Below are 24,395 nucleotides of genomic sequence, written 5' to 3'. Positions count from 1 at the left end.
ACGACCGCGCAGCCGCCGCAGAAACCAAAAGATACGCACGCATACAAATGGTGATCTTTCCACCGGACCCTGCGTGAAAAACTGCCTGGACTTCGCACTCACGCCGTCTTCGGGAGATTCTGGTGGCCCTTCCATCCCTGCGCAGCCTGCTGGCGCGCTTTCTGCTCAGCCGCCTGCGCACCGCGCGCTCTGTGGCCCGTCTGGCGTACCGCCTGCACCCCCACAAACCCGCGCTCATCGACCGGCGCGGCACCCTCACCTATGCGCAGTTGCAGGATCGCGTGTACCGCCTGCAGGCCTGGATGCAGGCCCAGGGCGTAAAAAAAGGGGACGTGGTCTTCACCTGGATGCCCGAGACCGGAGAGCAGTACGAAACCCGCCTGGCCACGTTCGAGAACGGCACCATCTTTGCCAGCTTTCACAAACACCTGCCGGCCGAGGCAGCGCTCACGACCATGGGCCGCGTCAAGCCCACCGTCTTCATCCATGACCCGCTGCTGAGCGCGCCCATCCTGCAGGCCGTGCGCGAGCAGCTGCCCTGCCTGCGCGTGCTGGCGCTGGGGGATGAATACGAGCGCGCCCTGGCGCAGCAGACCCCCTCTGCGGGAACGGCCGACGTGCACGAGGACGATGTGTTCGCGCTGCACATGACCTCGGGCACCACGGGCCTGCCCAAGTCCATCGGCTACAGCAACCGCAAGTACCTGGACAGCGTGCGCCTGATCTCCCGCGCCATCGACTTCAAGCCACCCGCCAACGGGCCGGACGTGAACATGCTGGGCCTGCCGCTCACCGGCCCGGGCTCGGGCCTGGTGCTGCCCACGCTGCTGGCGGGTGCGGCGCTGGTGATGCCCGAGGACTTCCGCGCCACCACGCTGGCCGGGCTGATCCAGAAGCACCGCGTGTCGCGCGCTTTCCTTTCGCCCTCGGCCATCATCGACCTGCTGGACGAGCCCACGCTGGGCCAGTACGACCTGTCGTCGCTGACCCATATGCCCTACGGCTCGGAGATGATGCCCGCGCCCAAGATCGCCGAGGCCATCCGCCGCTTCGGGCCCATCTTCCAGCAGGGCTACGGCTGCCTGGAGGCCCTGCCCCCCATCACCTGGCTGCTGCCCCACGAGCATGTGGACGCGCAAGGCAACCCGCTGGGCAACGACATCCTCTCCACCGTGGGCCGCGTGATGCCGGGCGTGGACGTGGTCATCCGCGACGAGCAGTTTGCGCCGCTGCCGCTGGGCCAGATGGGCCTGATCACCGTGCAGACGCCGGTGCGGTTTGATGGCTACTGGCTGGACCCGGAAAAGACCAGCGAGACCCTGCGCGACGGCTGGGTGGTGATGGGCGACCTGGGCTATTTCGATGCTGCGGGCTATCTGCACGTGCTGGGCCGCAGCGCCGACCGCGTGGTGCGCCACGGCCAGGCACTCAACCCGCGCGAGATCGAGGAAGTGGCGCACTGCCACCCGGCCGTCAAGGAGGCCTGCCTAGTGCAGCATGGCACCGCCGCCGTGCTGGTGGCCAGCCTGCGGCAAAGCTGGCGCAACGACCGGGGCACCCAGGCCCTGGAGCACGATCTGGCGGAGTTTCTGGTGCAACACCTGCCGCCCGAGATGCAGCCCGACGATGTGCGCCTGGTCACCGAGATTCCGCGCAGCTTCCTCAACAAGATGCTGCGGCGCGAGGTGCGCCTGATGCTGGAGGCCATGCCGCCGCGCAGCAGCGCGGCGCACACGGCGCGCGCAGAGCCTGTGGCGGGCTCGATGGCGACGGCTGCCCAGGCCGAAGCGATGGCATCCGCGCACCCATGACAGCCCCCATGAACATGCAGCCCACCCCACACATCCGGCTGAGCCTGGGCACCAAGCTCGGCTACGCAGTGGGCAACGTCGGCCTGCAGATGCTGATTGCGGCCATGAGCTTCCTGCTCATGATCTTCTACACCGATGTGGCCCTGGTGCCTCCGGCCGTGGCCGGTGCGGCGCTGCTGGTGGGCAAAGTGTGGGACACCATCAACGACCCGCTGTTTGGCTGGCTGACCGACCGCACGCGCTCGCGCCACGGCCGCCACCGCGTGTACCTGATCTACGGCGCCCTGCCCCTGGCGGTGGTGGCTGCCGCCGTGTGGATGGTGCCGCCGGGCCTGAGCCCCTGGGCAGCGTTTGTGTGGATCGCCGTCACCTACACCTTGTTCGACACCGTGATGACGCTGGTGCAGCTGCCCTACCAGGCCATGGCCGCCAACATGACGCAGGACTACGACGAGCGCACCAGCCTCACGGCTTTTGCATCCATGGGTGCCCTGCTGGGGTTTTTTGCGGGCAGCGTGTTCATGCCCCTGCTGGTGCGGGCCGCGCCCGATGCACGCACGGGCTACGCACTGGCAGGCGCCTGTTTCGGGCTGGCCGCCGGGGTCGCTGTGGCCGTGGTGGCCTGGCGCGTGCGCGAGCCCGCCACCACCGGCGACTTATCGCCTGCGGCCCCAAACCCTCCAGCAGCCACACCCGGCTGGGCGTCGGTACGCAGCACCCTGCTGGCCACTCTGCGCAACCGCCCGTTTGTGATGCTGGTGAGCGCAGCCGGGCTGGTGCGGCTGGGCCTCACGCTGGTACAGGCCTCGCTCGCTTATTTCGTCATCTACCAGCTGCAGGGCGACAAGGGCGATCTGCCACGCTTCATGGGCATCCTGCTCGCGGTGGTGGGCGTCTCGCTGTTCGTCTGGAAGCGCGTGGTGGACCGCTGGGAGAAAAACCGGGCCTACATCCTCGGGCTGGTGTTCTGCTGTGCGGGGCTGGTGGCGCTGTACTGGGTGGGCCCAGGCCAGCAGGCCCTGGTGACGGGCATCCTGGTGGTGGTGGGCATTGGCATGGGCGCGCACTGGATCGTGCCGTTTGCCATGGTGCCCGACACCATCGACCACGGCCACATGCAAGCGGGCGAGCGGCAGACCGGCATGTACTACGGCCTGTATGGCCTGGTCGACAAGCTGGCTCGCACCCTGGCCACGGTGCTGGTGGCCGGCATGCTGGAGCTGACCGGTTATGTGCCCAACGTGGCCCAGTCTGCCCAGGCGCTGCAAGGCATCACGGCCATGACGGGCCTGCTGCCGGCGCTGTGCCTGGTGCTGGCCATTCCGCTGCTGATGGCCTACCCCATCACCCGCGCCCGCCATGCAGACCTGGTGCGCAGCGTGGGCGCTGCCGCCCCGGCGGAGACGGCCAGTGCGGCAGCAGTGGCCGCAACCCCTGTGCGCCAGAGCGAACACACCACCCGCCCTGCGTGGGAGCCCTCACGCAACCTGCCCGGCGGTGGGCACGACTTCGCACACAGTGGTTAGAGAACATCCGGGAGCGCCCTCAGGCAGACGACGCTGGCCCGACGGGTTCGGGCGGCAACACGCCGCGCAGCGCCAGACAGAAGGGCTGCGCACACTCAGCACGCGCTGCATACGGGCAGCCCACGGTCTCGCACAGGCCCGATGCCCCGTTGCGCGCCCGCGCGTCCTCGCGCGGCACCTGGCCGCTGGCTTGCAGCACGGCCATCTGGGTCCAGGGGTCCAGGCGCCCTGTGGCCTGCTGCAGCATGTCGCGGCCATACACGGTGGCAGCCAGTTGGGGCTGCAGGTCCAGCACCAGCAGCGCGCTGGTGCGCGGCGCGGCAGCATCCATGCCCTGCAACACCAAGGCCATGACCCCCGATTGCAACGCCTGTCCGCCGCCCGCAAAAGGCACCTGCAGCGCGCCGCCCGCAGCGGTAGCGCCCGCGCCCAGGCTTGCGCTGACTTGCGCCGCCGCAGCGCCCACAGCGGCAGGTGACGCCTGGGCCGCCAGCCACGGCACCGGCGCACGCAGAGTGAGCGCCATGCCACGCGGCCCCTCAGGCGTCGACACCACGCCCTGGCGCACCAGCCAGGTTTGCAGCGGCGGCTGGTCGGCATCCAGCGCGCCGCTCTCCAGCGCCTGCGCCATGCCGATGGGCCAGGGCTGCGCGGCCACCACGCGCTGCGACACTCCAGCCTGGGCAGTGACCTGCGCCACCAGGGCACTCACCATCCGCAGCAGCGGTGCGCTGAGGCCCGACGCGGGCCAGGCCGTGCCACTTGTGGCGGAGGCAGCGGACGCCGCGACATTGCCAGACGTACCCGGGGTTGCGCCACGGGGCAGCGCCGATGCCCCCGGTGGCGAGGCCCGCGCGGCCCCCTCACCCCTTGCGCCCTGCAAGCGGCCATCGGCCCCGCCCGCCCGGCGCGGGTCGAAGCCCGCCGCCAACTGTTCGCGCGCCTGGGGCGAGATGCTGGCCTGGTCCGCCGGTGTGGGCAGCGGCCCGCCGGGCGGACTGGGTGAGGTGACCGAGGGCGGCGGCGCGCTGGGGTCTGCCGTGGGCAACGGCGAGGGTGCGGCGGGTAAAGCAGGTTTGGGCTTGTCCAGCCCCAGCAACGCCGTCTGCCGCTGCAGCGCCGCCTCGGCCAGGAACTGGGCCACGGGCGGCAGTGCCGTGCGGGACGGATCGATCGGGAGGGTCATGCCGGGTTGCCTGGGGAATGGATGTCCGATTCTGTAGTGATTCGTCCGGCGTGAACAGGCCATGGTGCGGGCAGGCCTGCCGCGCGCATCAGCTATCAACTACATAGCAAAAGGTGCAATAAAGTCCTGCGCTACCGGCACTTTTTGCCCACAATCCGGTTCCACCGCCCGCCGCGTTGCCTCTCAGTGCGCAGCCACCTCCCCGCCATGCCCCCGCACACCACCGCCCGCCCGCGCCTTGTTGATCGCCACCCCACACCCCACACCGGGGTTGCGCCTGCACTGCTGATGGCCGTGCTGGGCTTCCTGCTGTTCAGTGGGTGGATGTATGCGCCGCAGTGGGAGCGCGCCTTCCGCTCGGACGGCTCGCCGGTGTCGTGGCTGTCGAGTGCGCTGCTGCTGGCGCTCAGCATCACGGCCCTGCGGATGGTGGGGGACCGCGCCCTGCCCCGGCAGCTGGGTGCTTGGCTGGCGCTCTCGTTTTTTGTACTGGCGCTGGACGAGCAGTTCATGCTGCACGAGCTGTGGAAGTTCCGCTGCCATGAATGGACGGACGCCTGCCGCTGGGCCCCCGTGCGCGAAGCCCCCATGCTCGCCGTGGCGGTGGTGGGCCTGCTCACCATGGCCTGGCTGCACCGCGCCTTGCTACACACCGGCACCCGCGCCCTGCTGTGGGCGGGCCTGGCTGTGGGCTGGCTGGCGATTGGTGTGGACCAATGGCCCGAAGTGCAAGCGCGCTGGCCCCGCCTGCCCGAGCTGCCCACCCTGCTGGCCACGCTGGAAGAAGGGCTGGAAGTGCTGGCCGAGGCGCTGGTGTTGGGGGCGTTGTTGCGTCAGCCAGGGCGGCGATAAGAGGGAGACGCCGTGCAGATCCGCTGGCAGACAGATGAGAGCCATGCCCGACGTTCAGCAGTACTCAGCTGAACTGCTCATAAAACACATCAATCGGGCTCGTGGCGACCTTGGCCTGGAGCGGAAAAATCTCCCAGGGATTTTCAACGCTCATGTCATCAAGGCGAGCCAACAATTGATCCCGTACAGCCGCTTTCACTTCCTGTCGCCAGTTCAAGACCTGGCCCCAGGTTGAACTCCCATTCAAATGCAATGGAAACCGCACAGCTTGCACTGATGCGCTATAGGCCAGAGGAAAGAGCCGCCTGTAGGCGTGAAGGTTGTAGAGCCACGAAACGCCACGCACTGTTGTAGCCATTGGCGCACTTCGCTGAACATGTGCAAACAAGTCGCGCAGGTCTGACATCCTCGCGCCGACGTTCTCAACGGCCAATGGACTGGAATTGAGTCCACTTGGCGGTAGAAAGTGGATGCGCAAGGTACCGGTGGCATCGGGCGGGTCGTACGAGAAGCAGCCAAACGACCGTTCGAGTTCGGGGTAGGAGTGGGGCCGCTGGTACTCGGCGCACAAGGCGAGTTGGGCAGCATGGTCACTGCCTGTGCTTTGAACTCTGGCCAAGAAGCGATGCCATTGAGTCTCGCCGGCGTTGCCCCAAAGGTTTAGCCTGCGTCGCAGGTTAGTACAACGGTCAATGGCCACGTCAATTGGAACCGCCGCTTTCACCGCATAGTGCGCGGCAAACTTCAATTGAAGAGAAAAATAACATTCAAGCATTGAATTGGACGGTGACACTGGCTCGCCGACTGCCGCTCCCAGCCGAACGTTGTCCAGCAGCCTCCCCTCACGTGCACTCCTGATCCACCCAATACCCCGCCGGAAACCACTGGCCGTTGATATTGAGGTACCAGCGCCATTCAAAAATGGGCTCAAAGCTCATGCCCCCTGGCGAAGGGGTGTCGATGCGCAGGATGTCCGCCACGCCGTCGCGGTCCAAGTCAATCTCATGCACCATCACGGCGGTGTTCTTGCGCTGGGGCTTGTCCCGGATGGGCGGGTCCGCGGGCTGCATCCAGCTCGTGGCGTAGCGCCGGGTCTTCACCTTCACCGCGTCCGGCGGAAGCTTTGCGGGCAGCACCAGGCGGGTCAGTACCTGGGCACTGTCGGACAGCTTGGCATAGCCGCGCACGGGCTGGGCTTCTTCACCAGGGTCGTTGAACCCACGGCCGGGGTAGTGGCCGCCGCAGTAGTGGTCTTCGTTGCTGATGTCCCAATAGCGCTGGCGCACAGTATGGGCGCCCACCAGGCCTTGGTGGGTGATGGCATAGATGGTCAGCGCAGGTGCGAAGGCCTGGTCGGCAGTGCCCACGTCCCAGAAGCCGGTGATGTACTCGATTTCTGGACCACTGTGGCGATTGAACCGCCCCACGGGCACACCGGTAGGGATGACGCTGATGCGGGTGCCCGCCACGGCGGCCAGGCCGTCGGCATCGGTCTCGTGCAGCAGGGCCACGCTGGTGTGGGAGCGAAAGTACGAAGGGGCGATGGCTGGCAACGTGGGCGGGGCGGCCAGGGGTGCCACGGCAGGGATGTGGTCCACGGCACGGGTGGCCAGCTTCAGGTCATCCAGCGGGTTGACGGAGCGGCCCCGGTCGATTTCCTGCTCGGGCCGCAGCACCACGCCAGCGCGCATGAGCTTCTTGGCGGCTTCCCACTCAGCTCGGGTGGGGTACTGCACCGGCATTTCATGCGCGTGGCTTTTGGCCAGCGCGGGCAGCTGCAGGGAAGGCGGGCGTGGCAGGGCATTGCCGTAAGCGCGCAGGCGGTTGGGTGACGGAGCGACCCAGAAGGCGCGGGCGGCGTCCTTGCCCGCCTGGGCCAGGGTGAGGGGCTGGTCGGCCAGCAGGTTGCAGGCCACATGGGCTTGCAGGGGCTCCGCCAAAGGCGGGCCCAGCCGGGCATCGCCTGCGTAGAGCACGGCACACCAGCCGTCGCGCTCGGTGAGCTGTTGCAGCGCGGTGTTGGCGGGCACCTGGGCCACGATGCGGGCCGAGGACTGGGTCGACTCGCGCAGGTTGACCCACGAGCCCTGCACGTAGCGCTGCTTGGCGGTGGCAACGCCCTGCCCCTGTGCAGCGGCGCTGCCGCTGAAAACCACGGCCAGTGCAGCAGCCGCGATCACCCGGTGGGGGCTGCATTCAAAAAGAGTTGTCATTCCGGAGCCCCGGGGCGTGCTCAAAAGAATCAGACTGCCAGCGCAGGCTCTGGCTGGGCGGCGGGCGGTTGCGACTCGATCACCCGCGCCAGCAGCGCGCCGCTGTAGCGTGCGGGCAGCGGAATCCACACGCGCACCGGGCTGCCCTGGGCGACCTGCACAGGCTGGCCTTCCACGTTGCGCATTTCCTGCAGGCGCACGTTGGTGTTGCCGCTGGGGTGCACCACTTCGATCAGGTCGCCCACGGCAAAGTGGTTCTTGGTTTCCACCTGCACCCAGTCGCCCGTCAATCCCACTTCAGCTTGCCCCTCAGCCCCCAGCACCTCACCCACAAACTGGCTGCGTTGCGTGGTGGAGTGGCCGTTGATGTAGTTCTGGTAGTCGTTGCTCGGGCGGCGCTCCAGCAGGCCGCCGGTGTAGCCGCGGTTCGACAGGCCTTCCAGCTCGATCAGCAGCTCGGGGTTGAAGGGACGGCCCGCCACGGCATCGTCAATCGCGCGGCGGTACACCTGGGCGGTGCGGGCCACGTAGTACAGGCTCTTGGTGCGGCCTTCGATCTTGAGCGAATCGACACCGATCTGCGTGAGGCGGGCCACATGCTCCACCGCGCGCAGGTCCTTGCTGTTCATGATATAGGTGCCGTGCTCGTCTTCCATGATGGGCATGAGCTGGCCGGGGCGGCCGGCTTCTTCGATCAGGTAGACCTTGTCGGCCTTGGGGTGGCGTTGGCCGCTGCCGGTGGTGGAGAACGATTGCTCGGCCTTTTGCTGCGCGGCCTCGAAGTTGAAGTCGCCGTCCATCTTCTGCGCAATGGCTTCGCCCGTGGTGGGGTCGATGTCGGCGTCGTGCGTGGCGTAGTTCCAGCGGCAGGCGTTGGTGCAGGTGCCCTGGTTGGGGTCGCGGTGGTTGAAATAGCCGCTGAGCAGACAGCGGCCCGAGTACGCAATGCACAGCGCGCCGTGCACGAACACTTCCAGCTCCATGTCGGGGCATTCCTGGCGGATTTTTTCGATCTCGTCCAGGGCAAGCTCGCGCGAGAGGATGATGCGAGACACACCCATCTTCTGCCAGAACTTCACCGTGGCCCAGTTGGTGGTGTTGGCCTGCACGGACAGGTGGATCTCCGTCTCCGGCCACTTCTCCTTCACCATCATGATGAGGCCTGGGTCGGCCATGATGAGCGCGTCCGGCTCGCAGTCGATCACGGGCTCGATGTCGCGCAGGTAGGTCCGGATCTTGTCGTTGTGCGCAATCAGGTTGCTGGTCACGAAGAACTTCTTGCCGCGCGCGTGGGCCTCGTCAATGCCTTGCTTGATCTGCTCCAGGCGGAACTCGTTGTTGCGCGCGCGCAGCGAGTAGCGCGGCTGGCCGGCGTACACCGCGTCGGCGCCAAAGTCGTAGGCGGCGCGCATCTTGTCGAGCGAGCCAGCGGGCAAGAGGAGTTCGGGGGCTTTGAGCGTGGTCATGGGGTGGCCCAATCTAAAAATCGTCGGGGGTCGGGTTCAGCGGGGCATCAGGGGCAGGCCGCCGAGCATGCCCACGGCCTGGGCTGGAAACTCTTCGGCATCAAACGCCTTGTCGCCATCGGCGTCCTGCACACCGTTGGGCACCAGGCCCTTGAAGTCGAACTGGCGCGGGTCCATGAAGTGTGAAGGCACCAGGTTGCGCAGCGCCACGGCCATGTTCTCGATGCGGCCGGGGTAGAGCTGTTGCCAGTCGCGCAGCATCTGGCCGATCTGCTTGCGCTGCAGGTTCTCCTGGCTGCCGCAGAGCGTGCAAGGGATGATGGGGAACTGGCGGTGCTCTGCCCAACGCGTTAGGTCATCTTCGGCCACATAGGCCAGCGGGCGGATGATGAGGTGGTCGCCCCGGTCGCTCTGCACCTTGGGTGGCATGCCCTTGAGCTTGCCGCCGAAGAACATGTTCAAAAAGAAGGTCTGCAGCATGTCATCGCGGTGGTGGCCGAGCGCAATCTTGGTGCAGCCCAGCTCGTCGGCCACGCGGTACAGGATGCCCCGGCGCAGGCGGCTGCACAGGCTGCACATGGTCTTGCCTTCGGGGATGTGCTCTTTGACGACGCTGTAGGTGTCCTGCGTCTCGATGTGGAAGGGCACGCCCACCTTCGTCAGATACCCGGGCAGCACATGGGCCGGAAAGCCTGGCTGCTTCTGATCGAGGTTGACAGCGATCAGCTCGAAGCGGTTGCCGTTGCGCTGCTGCAGCAAACGCAGCACGTCGAGCATGGCGTAGCTGTCTTTGCCACCCGACACACACACCATCACCTTGTCGCCGTCTTCGATCAGGCCAAAGTCGCCAATGGCCTGGGCCACCTGGCGCACCAGGCGCTTTTCGAGCTTGAGCGCGGCGTGCGCGGCAGCCTTGGCGGCCGCTGCGGCTGCGTCGTCGCCCTCCACAGAGGAGGGTGCGGGCGGGGTGGCGGTATCAAGCATGGAGTGGACGGACCGGACGGCGAAACGGGAAGGAGCAATCAAGGGGGATTGCAAGGTTGCCGCACCCGGCGGCGCCTTGCAATGGGCTGCCGCACTGCGCTGGTACGGCATTCACTACTTTTTTTATAGCTGCTTGCGCTTATTGAATAAGCGCTAGAGGACGATTTGACTCAAATTCAGGCTTCTGCGGGGTAGAACATCTTGCGCGTAGGCACATCGGCTACCGCCTTGGCAATGGCGCCAATGTGGTCTGGCGTGGTGCCGCAGCAACCGCCCAGGATGTTGACCAGCCCCTCCGCCGCGAACTCGTGCACCAGGCGGCTGGTGATCTCGGGCGTTTCGTCAAAGCCGGTGTCGCTCATGGGGTTGGGCAAGCCGGCGTTGGGGTAGCAGCTGATGAACGTGTCCTCGGCCACGCGGTTCAGCTCCTGGATGTAGGGGCGCATCAGCGTGGCGCCCAGGGCACAGTTCAGACCAATGGCCAGAGGGCGCGAATGGCGCACGCTGTGCCAGAAAGCCGTCACCGTCTGCCCACTCAGGATGCGGCCGGAGGCATCGGTCACCGTGCCGCTGATGATGAGCGGCAGGCGCTCGCCGCTCTTTTCAAAGAACTCGTCAATCGCGAACAGCGCGGCTTTGGCGTTCAGGGTGTCGAAGATGGTCTCGACCAGCAGCACGTCAGCGCCGCCTTCGACCAGCGCTTCGGTCTGCTCGTAGTAGGCAGCGCGCAGGGTTTCAAAGTCGATGTTGCGGGCACCGGGGTCGTTCACGTCGGGGCTGATGCTGGCCGTCTTGGGCGTGGGGCCGAGGGCTCCGGCCACAAAGCGAGGCTTGTCGGGCGTCGAATATTTGTCGCAGGCTGCGCGCGCCAATTGGGCGGAGCGCAGGTTCATCTCGCGCGCCAGATGGGCCATGTGGTAGTCCTCCTGCGCCACGGTGGTCGCGCCGAAGGTGTTGGTTTCGATGAGGTCGGCCCCGGCCGCCAGGTAGCGCTCGTGGATGTCGCGGATCACGTCGGGACGGGTGATGCTAAGCAGCTCGTTGTTGCCCTTCACGTCGTACGCAAAGTCCTTGAACCGGTCGCCCGCGCCATCGGGGCCGGTGTAGCCCTCGCCCCGGTACTGCGCCTCGCCCAGCTTGAAGCGCTGGATCATGGTGCCCATGGCACCGTCGAGGATGACGATGCGTTGGGCGAGGATGTCGGGGAGCTGCGGGGCGCGGGTGTAGGTGATCTGCTGCATGGCGCAATTGTAAGAAGCGGCGGTTCAGGGCGCCGCTGGGGCCTCTTCGGCAACGGGACGCAAGGCCAGCAGCAAATCGATCAGCAGCGTCAGCGCCGGATGGCGGTGCGCGTTGCGCCGCGCGATGAGTTCGTACGGCTCGCTGCGCGACTTGAGCCGCAGCGGCAGGCGGGCGACCATGCCGTGCTGGCAGACGTAGTCGGCCACGTCGTCCGACACCAGGGCCACCAGATTGGGGTTGTGGCTCAGCAGCGAAAGCGTGGCCAGCGCGGATGTGGTCTCGATCAGATGCGTCGGAAAGAACAGGTTCTCTTCGAAGAATTCGCGCTCCAGCGTGCGGCGCATTGGCATGTGCGCGCGGTACACCACCCAGCGGCTGGCAGACAGATCCTGCAGCGTGATCGATGCCAGGCCCGCCGCCGGATGCGCCTGGTGCGCGATGACGGCGAGAGACTCATCCTTGACCACGACAGTGTCGTACAGGTGGGGTTTGGGACTGACCGACGAGCGGCAGATGGCCGCGTCCAGCCGCCCCTGGTCGATGAGCGCAAGCAGACTTTCGCTGGTGTCCTCGACGATCTCCACCGAGATGTCCGGCTGCTGGTCCATCAGCTGCGTGAGCGCCCGCGTCAGGAGCGGCACCGCGCCCATGATGGTGCCTACGGCAATGCGGCCACCTGCGCCACTGGCGATGGCGCTCAGCTCCTGCTGCAAGTGGCTGATGTCGGACTGGATCAGCCGCGCGAAGCGCACCGCGCAGGTTCCCGCTTCCGTAGGCACAAGCCCGCGGTTGGTGCGCATGAAGAGCGGCGCGTTGAGCGTGGACTCCAGCTCCTTCAACGCCTTGCTAGCCCCGGGTTGCGTCAGCCCCACGCGGTCCGCCGCCGCCAGCAGCGAGCCCTGCTCCGCCACCGCGATCAGCAACCGCAGCTGCCTGGCATGCAGACGCGACATCACAGAGTTGAGGTTGTAAGGGCTCTGCATTGACTCGGAGTTATAGCTGTATCGATAACGGTTAGTTTATTCGACGTCGCCTCACTCATAGACTTCCGCGATTGACGGATGAATATGAAAATTCTTGATATCAGGAGATAAACGATGGCGATGATCAACTACGTGACGGAAATCCGCTTCGGCGCGGGCAGTGCCGCTGAGCTGGCACAGGTGTGCCAGACACTCGGCTTCAAAAAACCGCTCTTCATCACCGACAAGGGCGTGGTTGCGGCGGGGCTGATCGAGCGCATCCTTGCCGTGAACGACCTGCCGCACTTTCACGTGTTTGACGGCACGCCCTCCAACCCCACCGAGGCGGCGGCGCGCGAAGGGGTGGCAAGCTTCCATGAAGCAGGCTGCGACGGCATCATCGCCGTGGGTGGCGGCTCGTCCATCGACCTCGCCAAGGCCGTGGCCGTGTCGGCCCGCCATCCGGGGCCGCTGCGCCAGTTCGCGCTGATCGAGGGCGGGCTTGCCCGCATCACGGCGGCCACGGTGCCGGTGGTGGCCATTCCCACTACGGCGGGCACGGGCAGCGAGGTCGGGCGCGGCGCGATCATCATCCTGGACGATGGCCGCAAGGTGGGCATCATCTCGCCCTACGTTATCCCCAAGGTGGCGCTGTGCGACCCGACGCTGACCGTGGGCCTGCCGCCGGGCCTGACGGCCGCCACCGGCATGGACGCCGTGGCGCACTGCATCGAGACCTTCCTCGCGCCCAGCTTCAACCCGCCCGCCGAAGGCATCGCCCTGGACGGCCTGCGCCGCGCCTGGAAGAACATCGAAACCGCCTTCCACGAGCCAAGCGACATCGAGGCCCGCACCAACATGATGAGCGCGTCGCTGCAGGGTGCGCTGGCCTTTCAGAAAGGCCTGGGCTGTGTGCACAGCCTGAGCCATTCGCTGGGCGGTCTCGACCCGCGCCTGCACCACGGCACCCTCAATGCGGTGCTGCTGCCGGCGGTGGTGCGCTTCAACCGCGAATCCGACACGGTCGTGCGCGACGAGAAGATCGACCGCCTGGCGCAGGCCATGGGCCTGCCGGTACACGTGTCGGTGGAGGATGCGATCCAGGACATGTCGCGCAGGCTCCGGCTCCCGGCCGGCCTGGGCGCGATGGGCGTGACGGCCGACCTGACGCCGCGCATCGTCACCGGCGCGCTGGCCGACCACAGCCACAAGACCAACCCGCGCGAAGCGAGCGCGGACGACTACGCCCGCCTGATCGAAGCAGCGATGTGAGCGCTTCTGCCCGCCCAGGGTGCGGGCGGCGATACCGCCACCGGCGCTCCCGGTGGTTGTCCCGTTTTCTTTTTCACAACGAGTCCGCCATGACCATGACCACGACCCTCACGGGCAAGATGCTGATCGGCGCCGCTGCGGTCGCCGGCACCGACGGAGGCCAATGCGCCTTCAACCCCGCCACGAACGCCGACATCGCCGAGCCCCGCTTCGGTTTCGGCACCGCAGCCGACGTGGACCGCGCCGCCATCCTGGCCGCGGCAGCGTTCGACGAATACCGCGCGCTGCCGCTGGCACGCCGTGCGGCCTTCCTGGAGGCCATCGCCGACAACATCATGGCGCTAGGCGACGCCCTGCTGGAGCGCGCCCATGCGGAAACCGGCCTGCCGCTGGCGCGCCTGACGGGCGAGCGCGGCCGCACCGTCGGCCAACTGCGTCTGTTCGCCAGCGTGGTGCGCGACGGCCATTTCCTGCACGCCACCATCGACCCCGCCCAGCCGCAGCGCCAGCCAATGCCGCGCGCGGACCTGCGGCTTGCCAAGGTGCCGCTCGGCCCCGTGGCGGTGTTCGGCGCCAGCAACTTCCCGCTCGCGTTCTCGGTGGCCGGGGGCGATACAGCCTCGGCCCTCGCCGCCGGCGCGCCCGTGGTGGTGAAGGCGCATGGCGCCCACCTGGGCACGTCCGAGCTGGTGGGCCGCGCCATCCAGAACGCGGTGCGCGAGCAGGGCCTGCCCGAAGGCGTGTTCTCGCTGCTGATCGGCGCCGGCCGCAGCATCGGCGAGGCGCTGGTGGCCCATCCCGCCATCAAGGCCGTGGGCTTTACCGGCTCGCGCCAAGGCGGCCTGGCCCTGGTGGCCATCGCCAACCGCCGGCCCGAGCCGATTCCCGTCTATGCCGAGATGAGCGCCATCAACCCGGTCTTTCTGCTGCCCGCCGCCCTGGCGCAGCGCGCTGACGCCATCGGACAGGCTTTTGCCGACTCGCTCGCCATGGGCGCCGGCCAGTTCTGCACCAACCCCGGCCTGGTGCTGGGCATCGACGGGCCGGATCTGGACCGATTCGTGCAATCCGCGGCTGAGGCCCTGGAACGCAAGAGCGCGCAGACCATGCTGACCGCTGGCATCCATGGCGCCTACCGCAGTGGCGTGGAGACGATGGCCGCCACGCCAGGCGTGCAGCGGGTGGCCGAGGGCCAGACTGCGAGCACCTTACACAACGCCGCGCAGGCCGCGCTGTTCACCACCGACGCCCGTACCTTGATGGAGCAGCCTGCGCTTTCGTCCGAGGTTTTCGGCCCCGCATCGCTGGTGGTGCGAGCGAAGGACGCGGATGAGCTGATCGCCGTGGCCGAGCAGCTGGAAGGCCAGCTCACCGCCACCCTGCATCTTGAAGACGCGGACCATCCGCTGGCCCGCCGCCTGCTGCCGGTGCTGGAGCGCAGGGCCGGCCGGTTGCTGGTCAACGGCTTCCCGACGGGCGTGGAGGTGTGCCATGCCATGGTGCACGGTGGGCCGTATCCGTCGACTTCCAACGCGATGTTCACCTCGGTGGGCGCCAGTGCCATTGACCGCTTCCTGCGACCCGTGTGCTACCAGGACCTGCCCGACGCCCTGCTGCCCGAGGCGCTGCAGCAGGCCAACCCGCTGGGCCTCTGGCGGCTGGTCGACGGCGCGCCCGTCCGCGCATGACGGCCATGCCACCGGCAGCCGCCCTCGCACCCTCCGACCTGCTGGCACGACTCAAGGAGATCGTCGGCGGCGGCCATGTGCTGACGGGCGATGCGTCCACGCGCCGCTACCGCAGCGGCTTTCGCTACGGCGGCGGCGACGTGCTGGCCGTGGTGCGCCCCGGCAGCCTGACGCAGCTGTGGCACACGCTGAAGGCCTGCCACGCCGCCGGCACCGTCATCCTCTGCCAGGCCGCCAACACAGGCCTCACGGGCGGCTCCACACCGATGGAGGGCGGCTACGACCGCCCGGTAGTGCTCATCAACATGCTGCGGCTCAAACAGCTGGACCTGCTGCAGCGCGGCGAGCAGGTGCTGGCCCAGCCCGGTGTCACGCTCGAACAGCTCGAACGCAGGCTCAAGCCGCTGGGCCGCGAGCCGCATTCCGTGATCGGGTCGAGTTGCATCGGCGCCTCGGTGACAGGCGGCATCTGCAACAACTCCGGGGGCTCGCTCATCCGGCGCGGTCCTGCCTTCACGCAGTTCTCGCTCTTCGCTTGCATCGACGAGGACGGCCAACTGCGGCTCGTCAACCACCTGGGCATGGCACTCGGCGACGATCCCGAGCAGATCCTCGCCACCCTGGAGAGTGGCCGTTTCGCTCGCGACGACCTGCCGGCCGAACCCGGCCGCATGGCCTCTGACCGCGAGTACTCGCAGCATGTGCGCGACATCGATTCCAGCGAGCCAGCACGCTACAACGCCGACCCGCGCCGCCTCTACGAGGCCTCGGGCTCCGCCGGCAAGATCGCCGTCTTCGCGCTGCGCCTGGACACCTTCGCGGCGGATACGGACACCCGAGTGTTCTACATCGGCACCAACCAGCCGCGCGACCTCGCGGACCTGCGCCGCCACATGCTGGCCTGCTTCGCTTCCCTGCCCGTGGCGGCCGAGTACATGCACCGCTCGGCCTACGATCTGAGCCGCACCTACGGCAAGGACCTGTTCGTCTACATCCGCAAACTGGGCACCGCGCGCGTGCCGCTGGCCTTCGCGCTCAAGAGCCGTTTCGACGCGCTCGCCGAGCGCTGCGGGCTGGGGCGGAACCTGGCCGACCGCCTGCTGCAGCGGCTCGCCAACCGGATGCCCGAACACCTGCCTGCGCGCATGAACGCCTTTCGCGACCGCTACGCGCACCACCTGCTCTTGAAGGTAAGCGACGCGGGCATCGAGGAAACGCGTGCCTATCTGCAGACCTTCATGGCCGAACGCCCGGAGGCAGGCTTCTTCGAATGCAATGAGGAGGAGGCCGGCGCGGCCTTCCTGAACCGCTTTGCCGTCGGCAACGCCACCAACCGCTACCGGGCGGTGCATGCCGACACGGTGGAAGACGTGGTGGCGCTGGACATCGCGCTGCCGCGCAATGCGCTGGAATGGTTCGAGATCCTGCCGCCGGAGCTGGCTGCGCAGGTCGAGCAGCCCATGTACTGCGGACATTTCTTCTGCCACGTGATGCACCAGGAATACCTGGTGAAGAAGGGCGTGGACTGCGCGCAGTTCAAGGAGCGCGTGCTGGCGCTTCTGGACGCGCGCGGCGCGAAGTACCCGGCCGAACACAACGTCGGTCACATCTACCGCGCAGGCCCGGTGCTCGAGGGCTTCTACCGCAGCCTGGACCCGACCAACACCTTCAATCCCGGCATCGGCCAGACCTCGACGCGGCATCGCTGGCGGGCGGTGTGCTGCGACGAGCATCGCGGGCCGCCCGGCCGGTGATACCGCGGTCCTTCGGGCCGGGCCCTGGCGGTCCGGCCCTTTTTTTGCGTCCGGCCCGCGCCCGTTCCGACCCGAGCGCCAGCCAAGAAGAAACGGCCTGAAGACCTCTTGCGAGTCTTCAGGCCGTGAGCCCGGGGCGCCGCAGCGCTCCCGTCGACCGGCGCAGGCTCGTGGGCCCGGCGTCAGCCGTCACCCATGGAACCAGCGCGCAGGCCCCGTGACCAGGATCGGGAAGAAGATCATCAGGAACATGACCGCGAACTCGGCCAGCATGAAGGGCAGCACGCCGCGCGTGACATCGTCCATGCGCATCTTGCCCACGCCGGCCACCACGTTCAGCACCACGCCCACGGGCGGCGTGATCAGGCCGATGGAGTTATTGATGATGAACATCACGCCGAAATACACCGGATCGATGCCCGCCGCGTTGACCACCGGCATCAGGATGGGCGTGAGGATCAGGATGGTGGGCGTCATGTCCATCGCCGTGCCGACGACCATCACCAGCACCATGATGGCGGCCATCAGCAGAATCTTGTTGCCCATGAAGGGCTCCAGCAGGCCCACCACCTTGGAGGGCAGGTCGGCCACGGTGATGAGCCAGGCGCTCACCATGGCGGCGGCGATCAGGAACATCACGATGGCGCTGGTCTTGGCAGCACCCACGAAGACGCGGTAAAGCTGGCGCAGCGTGAGTTCGCGGTACACGAAGGTCGCCACCACGAAGGCATAGACTGCGGCCACCACGGCGGCTTCCGTCGGCGTGAACACGCCCATGCGCAGGCCGACGAGGATGATGATCGGCAGCAGCAGCGCCCAGCTGGCCTCGCGCGCAGCGGCCAGGACTTCGCGCATGGACTTGCGCGGCGGCGGCTGGATCTTTTCACGCCGCACCAGCCAGGCCCAGGTCACCCACAAAGCTCCGCCGATCAGCAGGCCCGGCACGATGGCCGCCATGAACAGCTTGGAGATGGACACGTTGGCCGCTACGCCGAAGATGACGAGCCCGATGCTCGGCGGGATGACCGGGCCGATGATGCCTGTGGCTGCAATCAGGCCGCCAGCCTGGGCCTTGTCGTGCCCGGCCTTCACCATCATGGGGAGCAGCAGTGCCGTGAGCGCCGCCGCGTCAGCCACGGCCGAACCGGACAGCGCGGACAGCAGACAACCGGCCATGATGGTCACGTAGCCCAGGCCGCCGCGCACGTGGCCGACCAGCGACAGCGCCAGGTTGACGATGCGTTTGGACAGCCCGCCCACATTCATGATTTCGCCGGCCAGCATGAAGAAAGGCACGGCCAGCAGCGGAAAACTGTCGGCCCCGCCGATCAGGTTCTGGATGAGGATCTGCGCATCGAACAGGTCCAACTGCCACATGAGGGCCACGCCACTGGCCAACAACGCGAAGGAAATAGGCATGCCGATGGCCATCGCCAGCAGCAGCGACGCAAGAAAAACCGCGATGGTCATGATCAGGAACTTGTGGAGTGTTGGGAGCCACCAGCGGGGGCGGCGGGAGAGGTGCCGGGCGCGCCTAGCGACCCGTGCGGACCGAGCGCCTGGGCCAGGGCTCCGGCTTCTTCGGACTCCTGGATGGCCACCAGCTCGTCCACCGACAGCCGGCCTGTCAGCAGCCGGACGCCATCCGTCAGCAAGATAAGGGCAGCACACACGGCGAAGACCGCCCCGGCGGCATACACGATGGCCATGGAGGCGCCGGTGACGGGCGCTTCGGTGTCCCAGTTGATGCGCACCTGCGCCAGACTGCCTTCATACAACAGCCACAGGATGTAGAGCATGCAGGCGTAGCTGGCCGCCAGGCAGAGCTTTTTGCCCGCCACGGGGAGCCGCGACACCAGCATGTCCACGCCCAGGTGCGCCCGTTCTCGCAGGGCCACCACGGCGCCCAGGAACGTGATCCAGATGAAGAGCCAGCGGGCCACTTCTTCGGAGATCGCGATGCCGGAGTTGAAGCCGTAGCGCAGCACCACGTTGCCGAAGACCAGGATCACCATCAGCGCCAGCATGAGCGCGATCAGGAATTCAAAGATGCCGCAATAGATGTCGATGATTTTTCGCACGAGATCGTCCCCTGAGCGAAGGTCGCTGTGTTGTTATGGTTTTTAAGAAAGGCCGAAGCCACCGGCCAGTGCGCACATCCGTGCACGCGCACAGACCGGCCGAAGCGCGCTTGCACGCCGCGACCGAGCGCGCCTGTTGGTTATTTCTGCTTGATCTTCTGCAGTTCGGCGAAGAAGCCGCGCGTGATCGCCGGGTCGTACGTGGCGGCGAACTTGTCGGTGACGGGGCGCACCACGGCCTCCATGCGCTGCAACTCGGCGGGGCTTACGTCGTTGATCTTCATGCCCTTGGCCTTCACTTCCGCCATCGCCGAGGTGGTCGCCTGGCGGCTGAGCGCGCGCTGGTAGGCCTGCGCCTCTTTGAAGGCGGCCTGCAGGATCTGCCGTTCGCTGTCGGAGAGCTTGTCCCAGAAAGGCTTGCCGGCCAGCACGATCAGCGGGCTGTAGACGTGGTTGGTGTTGCTGGCGAACTTCTGCACCTCATAGAACTTCGAGGTGTCGATCAGCACGTAGGGGTTCTCCTGGCCGTCCACGGCCCGCGATTCGAGCGCGCCGTACAGCTCGCCGAAGGGCAGCGGCGTCGGGTTGGCGCCCAAGGCCTTGAAGGCTTCGATGAACACGGGGTTGGGGATCACCCGCAGCTTGAGCCCTGCGAAATCCTCTGGCTTCTGGATGGGCCGAGCGCTGTTGGTGACGTTGCGAAAGCCGTTCTCCCAGTACCCCAGGCCGATGAGACCCTTGGCGGGCAACCGCTCGAGCAGCGCGGCGCCAGCAGGCCCGTCAAGCAGCGCTTCGGCCTGCGCCGTCGTGGAGACAAGGAAGGGGAAGTCCAGCAGGCCGAATTCCTTGATCACGGACGCAAGCGAAGTGGTGGTAGGGATGAAGAGTTCCTGCGTGCCGCCGCGCAGCGCGCCCAGCTGCTGGGCTTCGTTGCCCAGCTGCGAGGCGGGGAATTCCTTGATCTTCAGGCGCCCACCGCTCTTTTCGGCCACCAGTTCGGCGAACTTGCGTGCGGCTTGCGAGATGGGAGCATCGGGCTGGGCCTGGTGGCCCACGCGGATCGTGCGGTCGGCATAAGCCTGGGCGGCCGCGTGCAGCGACACGCCCGAAACGAGCAGGGCCACCGCGAGGCGGCGCAGCGAGGTGATTTTTTTCATGACAGTCTCCTTCATTGTTTTGACGGGTAAGCAGCTGCGGGCTGCCATCCGCATGTGCGAATGCGCCTGCCGCCAGGCGGTTGCGCTGGCCCGTGGGGGGCCATGCCGTGACGGCCGGTATTTGCGCAAGTCAAGTCTAGTGGCCGCAATTTGCGAAATGAACTGACGACTGGGGATATGGATATAGCCACAAGCAATACCAGGACAGGGCTTGGCAGCCATGCATGAGTCCGGGTCGATGGTGTGCACGGGCTGCGCAGCTATTGCACGCGAGGGCAGAGCGGCGGCGGAGCGCGCAATGGAGCTTCATCGCAGTGAGGGTCTGACTGGCCGGCAGCGCGATATTTCAAGCCTTTTCGGCCCTCAGCGCTTATTGCATATGCGCCAGCTGCTATCAATAGGAGAGTTCATGTTTTGTCTTTCATGGCGCATTTCGCTCCCGAGCGGCCGCCCAAGGCCGCTGCGGGTGATTCCCGTCCTACCGGGGATTCCGTGCTTTTAAAACCCCAAGAATATTGATCACCAACTACATTACAGATTGCAATATAGCCACCTCAATTGCAGTCACGTCTCCTGACCAGTTTCGTCACCGCAACGCCTGCGCACCGCGGCGACTCGCCGTCCCCTGCAGGCTGATCTTTGCGACCTTTGTCGCCCCAGTGGATCTGTCGAGCTGCAGTCCACCGAGTCCGTTCAATGCTCACGCAGGCTGCTTTAAGCGCTTGCGTTCCAGACTGAGTGCACCCCATTTCACAGACAGCCATTTCCATGGGCCCGTTCGTCGTTTCGCCCTCGACACATCCGACCGACTGCGGCCGCTTCTTCCGCGCCTCGTTTTCCGTCCACCGATCCCAGGGCAACGGCAGCTACAGCCGCGTGTTCCGCTTTGACAAAGCCTTTGCCTCGCGCGAAGCCGCACGGCTTTTTGCCGTCACCCAAGGCTGGCTGCAAACGAGCATGGCGCACCCGCCTGCGTGCTGACAAAGCACCGCAAGGCCCGAACGCATCCTGAATCCCCCTCCCGGTTGCCGCGGATTCCTGATTCGCACAACCGCCTCCCCACGGCGCGCTCTTGCTGGCGCGCCAGCATTCTTCAGAAAGGCTCCCCCATGAGCACCAAGATCTCCGTGGGTAACCTTCCCTACTCCGTGACCGATTCCAGCCTGGAAAGCAACTTCGCCGAATTTGGCGGTGTCTCCTCCGCCAAGGTCATGATGGCCCGCTAAACCGGTCGATCCAAAGGCTTCGGTTTTGTCGAAATGGTCAACGCCGAAGTGGCGCAGGCCGCCATCTCCGCACTGCACGGCGTCTCCGTGGATGGCCGCACGATTGTGGTCAACCTGGCGCGTCCCCGCGAAGACAGCCGTGGCGCAGGCGGCGACGGCGCCCAGGGCTACCGCTCCAGCACACGCTCCGACGTGGGCTATGGCAACGGTGGCTACGGCGGTGGCCGCTACTGAGCCAGACAGCTCCCTGTAAAAAGCCGGCACTCAGGGGCCGGCTTTTTTTCGCCCTGCCCATCCGCCGACGCGCCCCGGTGGACGGGCCCACGGCCCGGCGGTGGTAGACGCCGCCGCACGGGGCGCAGCACCCGGCGCACAATACGCGCTTCGCCAGCGGCACGCCCGCCAAGAAATATCAGTCAAATCAGCCTCTAGCGCTTTATTTATAAGCGCTGATAGCTATCAAATTCAGAGTCACCGCTTGTCTTCCCGTCCATCTTCCGCGCTGTCGCCTGCCCAATCGGTTTTGCAGGATGTCTTTGGCTACGAGGAGTTCCGCGGCCCGCAACAGGCCATCGTTGAGCATGTGATTGCGGGCAGTGACGCGCTGGTGCTCATGCCCACGGGCGGCGGCAAGTCGCTGTGTTATCAGGTGCCAGCCATCGTGCGCCAGCAGCAGGGGCGTGGGGTCACCATCGTGGTCTCGCCGCTGATTGCGCTGATGCACGACCAGGTGGGCGCGCTGCACGAGGCGGGGGTGTCTGCCGCGTTTCTCAACTCCACGCTGAGCTATGACGAGACGCAGGACGTGGAGCTGCGGCTGCAGACTGGCGACATCACACTGCTGTATGCCGCGCCCGAGCGGCTGAACACGCCCCGGTTCCTGGGCCTGCTCGACAGTCTGTACCACGGCGGTCACCTGTCGCTGTTTGCCATCGACGAGGCGCACTGTGTGAGCCAGTGGGGCCACGACTTCCGCCCCGAATACCGCGCGCTCACGGTGCTGCACGAGCGTTATGCGGGCGTGCCGCGCATTGCGCTCACGGCCACGGCCGATGCGCTGACGCGCGCCGACATCGTGGAGCGGCTGCAGCTGGAGGGCGCGCAGCACTTCGTGAGCAGCTTTGACCGGCCCAACATCCGCTACCGCATCGAGGAAAAGAAGGAGCCGCTGGCGCAGTTGCTGCGCTTCATCGAGCGCGAGCACCCGGAGGACGCGGGCGTGGTGTACTGCCAGTCGCGCAAGCGCGTGGAGGAGATGTCGGCCGCACTGGTGGACGCGGGCCTCAAGTCCCTGCCCTACCACGCCGGCCTGCCTGCTGAGGTGCGCCAGCAGAACCAGGACCGCTTCCTGCGCGAGGAAGGCATCGTGATGGTGGCCACCATCGCGTTCGGCATGGGCATCGACAAGCCCGATGTGCGCTTTGTGGCGCATGTGGACATGCCCAAGAACATCGAAGGCTACTACCAGGAGACCGGCCGCGCAGGCCGCGACGGGCTGAATGCCGACGCCTGGATGGCCTACGGCCTGCAGGACGTGGTGAACCAGCGCCGCATGATCGACGAGAGCCCCGCAAGCGAGGAGTTCAAGCAGGTGATGCGCGGCAAGCTCGATGCGCTGCTGGCCCTGGCCGAAGCCACCGATTGCCGGCGCGTGCGGCTGCTGGGCTACTTCGGGGAACACTCCACACCCTGCGGCAACTGCGACAACTGCCTGAACCCGCCTGCGGTGTGGGACGGCACGGATGCCGCCCGCAAGCTGCTATCCACCATCTATCGCGTGCAGCAGGCCAGCGGCCTGAGCTTTGGCACCGGCCACATCATGGACATCGTGCGCGGCAAGGACACCGAGAAGGTGAAGCAGTTCGGGCACGACAAGCTGTCCACCTTCGGCGTGGGCAAGGAGTATTCCGAAGCGCAGTTGCGCGGCGTGCTGCGCCAGCTGCTGGCCACCGGGGCCGTGGGGCTGCAAAAGGTGATGCTGGAAAGCGGCCACAGCTTCGACACGCTGAGCCTCACCGACGGCTCCCGCCCCGTGCTCAAAGGGGACGTGCCCGTGCTGCTGCGCGAATCCACGGCCAGCGCGCCCGCCAAGCGCACGCGCCGCAGCACGGCACCGCCCGCCGCTGCCGCCAACCTGGGGCCCGATGCCCAGGCACGCTTCATCAACCTCAAGGCCTGGCGCGCCGAGGTGGCACGCGAGCACAACCTGCCCGCATATGTGATCTTTCACGACGCCACACTGGCTGCGATTGCCGAGCGCAACCCCGCGTCCCTGGACGACCTGCAGGGTATCAGCGGCATGGGGGCGAAGAAGCTGGAGGCTTACGGGGCGGAGGTGCTGAGGGTGTGCCAGCAAGGCTGACGCTCTGCGCTAAAGACCGAGTCCGCAACAAAAAAACCGGCCTCTGGGGCCGGTGAAGGGAGGTGCCCTCAGGCCCTACCGATGGATGGGGAACGGCTGGAGCGCCCAGCCATTGGGCCTATCAATGGCAATCAGCGGTTTCTTCCTCTTCGATGCGTGGATAAAAGTCGTGGTCCTCGCGCTGCATGCGTTCAAACACGCGGCGCAGCACCACATTGGCTTCACTGCGAAAGCCCTCGGCATCGCGCCGAACCTGTTCGGCAGTGTTCCAGCGGCGTGCGAAGGCGTCGTAGGCGCTGGCAATGGAGGCCATCTCGCTCTGGTACTGGCGCCCCATGCGCGCCAGGTCTGCATTGCCGCCGCGCTGCAGTGCGGGGTACAGCACCTGGTCCTCCACGGCCAGGTGCAGCTTGATGGTGCCGCTCATCGCAACGATGCCCTGGGCGATGGTCGTGGCGTTGGCCTCCACACCGGCATGGGCCAGGGCGCGCAAGGTGGCGATGCTGCGCAGGATGTCGGTGTGCTGGTGTTTGAATTTGTCGAGGTTCATGTTCGCTCCTTGTGGGATGAATAAGGGCCTGCGCTGCCGCCGGGGATGGTGGTGGCAGCGCAC

At 66.6% G+C, this 24,395-nt stretch carries 19 protein-coding genes and 1 pseudogene; 9 read left to right on the top strand and 11 right to left on the bottom strand.

Features of this window, described 5'->3' with window-relative positions:
* The first annotated feature begins 122 nt into the window (after positions 1 to 122).
* Together C380_RS00990 and C380_RS00985 are read left to right on the top strand one after the other, a co-directional pair.
* Positions 123 to 1,811, top strand: a complete 1,689-nt coding sequence (locus C380_RS00990; RefSeq protein WP_015012026.1) for a class I adenylate-forming enzyme family protein — start codon at positions 123 to 125, stop codon at positions 1,809 to 1,811.
* The gene (locus C380_RS00985) at positions 1,808 to 3,337 is read left to right on the top strand and encodes an MFS transporter (RefSeq protein ID WP_238544060.1); all 1,530 of its coding nucleotides are present in this window, start codon (positions 1,808 to 1,810) and stop codon (positions 3,335 to 3,337) included. The genes C380_RS00990 and C380_RS00985 overlap by 4 nt, the downstream gene beginning before the upstream one ends.
* Positions 3,338 to 3,356: 19 nt before the next feature.
* Here C380_RS00985 and C380_RS00980 read toward each other — a convergent pair whose 3' ends face one another.
* A complete protein-coding gene (locus C380_RS00980) occupies positions 3,357 to 4,523 on the bottom strand; it encodes a hypothetical protein (protein WP_015012024.1) in 1,167 nt (388 codons plus the stop codon).
* Between the two features lie 207 nt (positions 4,524 to 4,730).
* Between C380_RS00980 and C380_RS00975 the strand changes: the two genes are divergently transcribed.
* Positions 4,731 to 5,375 (top strand): hypothetical protein, encoded by a 645-nt coding sequence (locus C380_RS00975; protein ID WP_015012023.1) that lies wholly within the window; start codon positions 4,731 to 4,733, stop codon positions 5,373 to 5,375.
* Positions 5,376 to 5,439: 64 nt separating this feature from the next.
* Here the strand turns inward: C380_RS00975 and C380_RS24175 are convergent, their stop codons facing one another.
* The 6 genes from C380_RS24175 to C380_RS00950 all read right to left on the bottom strand — a co-directional run bounded on the left by C380_RS24175 (position 5,440) and on the right by C380_RS00950 (position 12,233).
* Entirely contained in the window at positions 5,440 to 6,150 is a 711-nt protein-coding gene (locus C380_RS24175; RefSeq protein ID WP_083871569.1) for a hypothetical protein, read from the bottom strand.
* Positions 6,151 to 6,217: 67 nt separating this feature from the next.
* A complete protein-coding gene (locus C380_RS00970) occupies positions 6,218 to 7,588 on the bottom strand; it encodes an SH3 domain-containing protein (protein ID WP_238544059.1) in 1,371 nt (456 codons plus the stop codon).
* 29 nt (positions 7,589 to 7,617) lie between these two features.
* On the bottom strand, positions 7,618 to 9,054 hold the full coding sequence (yegQ, locus tag C380_RS00965) for a tRNA 5-hydroxyuridine modification protein YegQ (RefSeq protein ID WP_015012021.1): 1,437 nt from the start codon (positions 9,052 to 9,054) through the stop codon (positions 7,618 to 7,620).
* 36 nt (positions 9,055 to 9,090) lie between these two features.
* Positions 9,091 to 10,038, bottom strand: coding sequence for a tRNA 2-thiocytidine(32) synthetase TtcA (gene ttcA, locus C380_RS00960; protein WP_043565031.1), 948 nt, complete (start codon positions 10,036 to 10,038; stop codon positions 9,091 to 9,093).
* Positions 10,039 to 10,214: 176 nt separating this feature from the next.
* Positions 10,215 to 11,279: a homocysteine S-methyltransferase family protein gene (locus C380_RS00955; protein WP_015012019.1), complete on the bottom strand. Its 1,065-nt coding sequence runs from the start codon at positions 11,277 to 11,279 to the stop codon at positions 10,215 to 10,217.
* A gap of 24 nt (positions 11,280 to 11,303) precedes the next feature.
* Positions 11,304 to 12,233: a LysR family transcriptional regulator gene (locus C380_RS00950; protein WP_148279904.1), complete on the bottom strand. Its 930-nt coding sequence runs from the start codon at positions 12,231 to 12,233 to the stop codon at positions 11,304 to 11,306.
* A gap of 144 nt (positions 12,234 to 12,377) precedes the next feature.
* Between C380_RS00950 and C380_RS00945 the strand changes: the two genes are divergently transcribed.
* From C380_RS00945 to dld, 3 genes are all read left to right on the top strand, one after another.
* A complete protein-coding gene (locus C380_RS00945) occupies positions 12,378 to 13,514 on the top strand; it encodes an iron-containing alcohol dehydrogenase (protein WP_015012017.1) in 1,137 nt (378 codons plus the stop codon).
* Positions 13,515 to 13,603: 89 nt separating this feature from the next.
* On the top strand, positions 13,604 to 15,202 hold the full coding sequence (locus C380_RS00940; protein WP_015012016.1) for an aldehyde dehydrogenase (NADP(+)): 1,599 nt from the start codon (positions 13,604 to 13,606) through the stop codon (positions 15,200 to 15,202).
* A complete protein-coding gene (dld, locus tag C380_RS00935) occupies positions 15,199 to 16,956 on the top strand; it encodes a D-lactate dehydrogenase (RefSeq protein ID WP_015012015.1) in 1,758 nt (585 codons plus the stop codon). Before C380_RS00940 ends, dld begins: the two co-directional genes overlap by 4 nt.
* Before the next feature lie 189 nt (positions 16,957 to 17,145).
* On the opposite strand, the gene C380_RS00930 is transcribed toward dld, so the two are convergent.
* The 3 genes from C380_RS00930 to C380_RS00920 all read right to left on the bottom strand — a co-directional run bounded on the left by C380_RS00930 (position 17,146) and on the right by C380_RS00920 (position 20,194).
* Positions 17,146 to 18,426, bottom strand: a complete 1,281-nt coding sequence (locus C380_RS00930) for a TRAP transporter large permease (protein WP_015012014.1) — start codon at positions 18,424 to 18,426, stop codon at positions 17,146 to 17,148.
* Between the two features lie 2 nt (positions 18,427 to 18,428).
* Positions 18,429 to 19,037, bottom strand: a complete 609-nt coding sequence (locus C380_RS00925; protein ID WP_015012013.1) for a TRAP transporter small permease — start codon at positions 19,035 to 19,037, stop codon at positions 18,429 to 18,431.
* Between the two features lie 140 nt (positions 19,038 to 19,177).
* Positions 19,178 to 20,194: a TRAP transporter substrate-binding protein gene (locus C380_RS00920; protein ID WP_015012012.1), complete on the bottom strand. Its 1,017-nt coding sequence runs from the start codon at positions 20,192 to 20,194 to the stop codon at positions 19,178 to 19,180.
* A gap of 768 nt (positions 20,195 to 20,962) precedes the next feature.
* On the opposite strand from C380_RS00920, the gene C380_RS00915 reads away from it, so the two are divergent.
* From C380_RS00915 to recQ, 3 genes and pseudogenes are all read left to right on the top strand, one after another.
* On the top strand, positions 20,963 to 21,175 hold the full coding sequence (locus C380_RS00915; protein ID WP_015012011.1) for a hypothetical protein: 213 nt from the start codon (positions 20,963 to 20,965) through the stop codon (positions 21,173 to 21,175).
* 128 nt (positions 21,176 to 21,303) lie between these two features.
* Positions 21,304 to 21,654: pseudogene (locus tag C380_RS00910) on the top strand (RNA recognition motif domain-containing protein).
* 268 nt (positions 21,655 to 21,922) lie between these two features.
* Complete coding sequence (gene recQ, locus C380_RS00905; protein WP_043565874.1) at positions 21,923 to 23,782, top strand: DNA helicase RecQ; 1,860 nt, start codon at positions 21,923 to 21,925, stop codon at positions 23,780 to 23,782.
* A gap of 121 nt (positions 23,783 to 23,903) precedes the next feature.
* On the opposite strand, the gene C380_RS00900 is transcribed toward recQ, so the two are convergent.
* Positions 23,904 to 24,332, bottom strand: coding sequence for a hemerythrin domain-containing protein (locus tag C380_RS00900; RefSeq protein WP_015012009.1), 429 nt, complete (start codon positions 24,330 to 24,332; stop codon positions 23,904 to 23,906).
* Between the last annotated feature and the right edge of the window lie 63 nt (positions 24,333 to 24,395).

The sequence above is a fragment of the Acidovorax sp. KKS102 genome (assembly GCF_000302535.1).
Classification (GTDB): Bacteria; Pseudomonadota; Gammaproteobacteria; order Burkholderiales; family Burkholderiaceae_C; genus Acidovorax.
The sequence above is the reverse complement of the archived record's forward strand: the minus strand, read 5'-3'. Positions and strand labels throughout refer to the sequence as shown.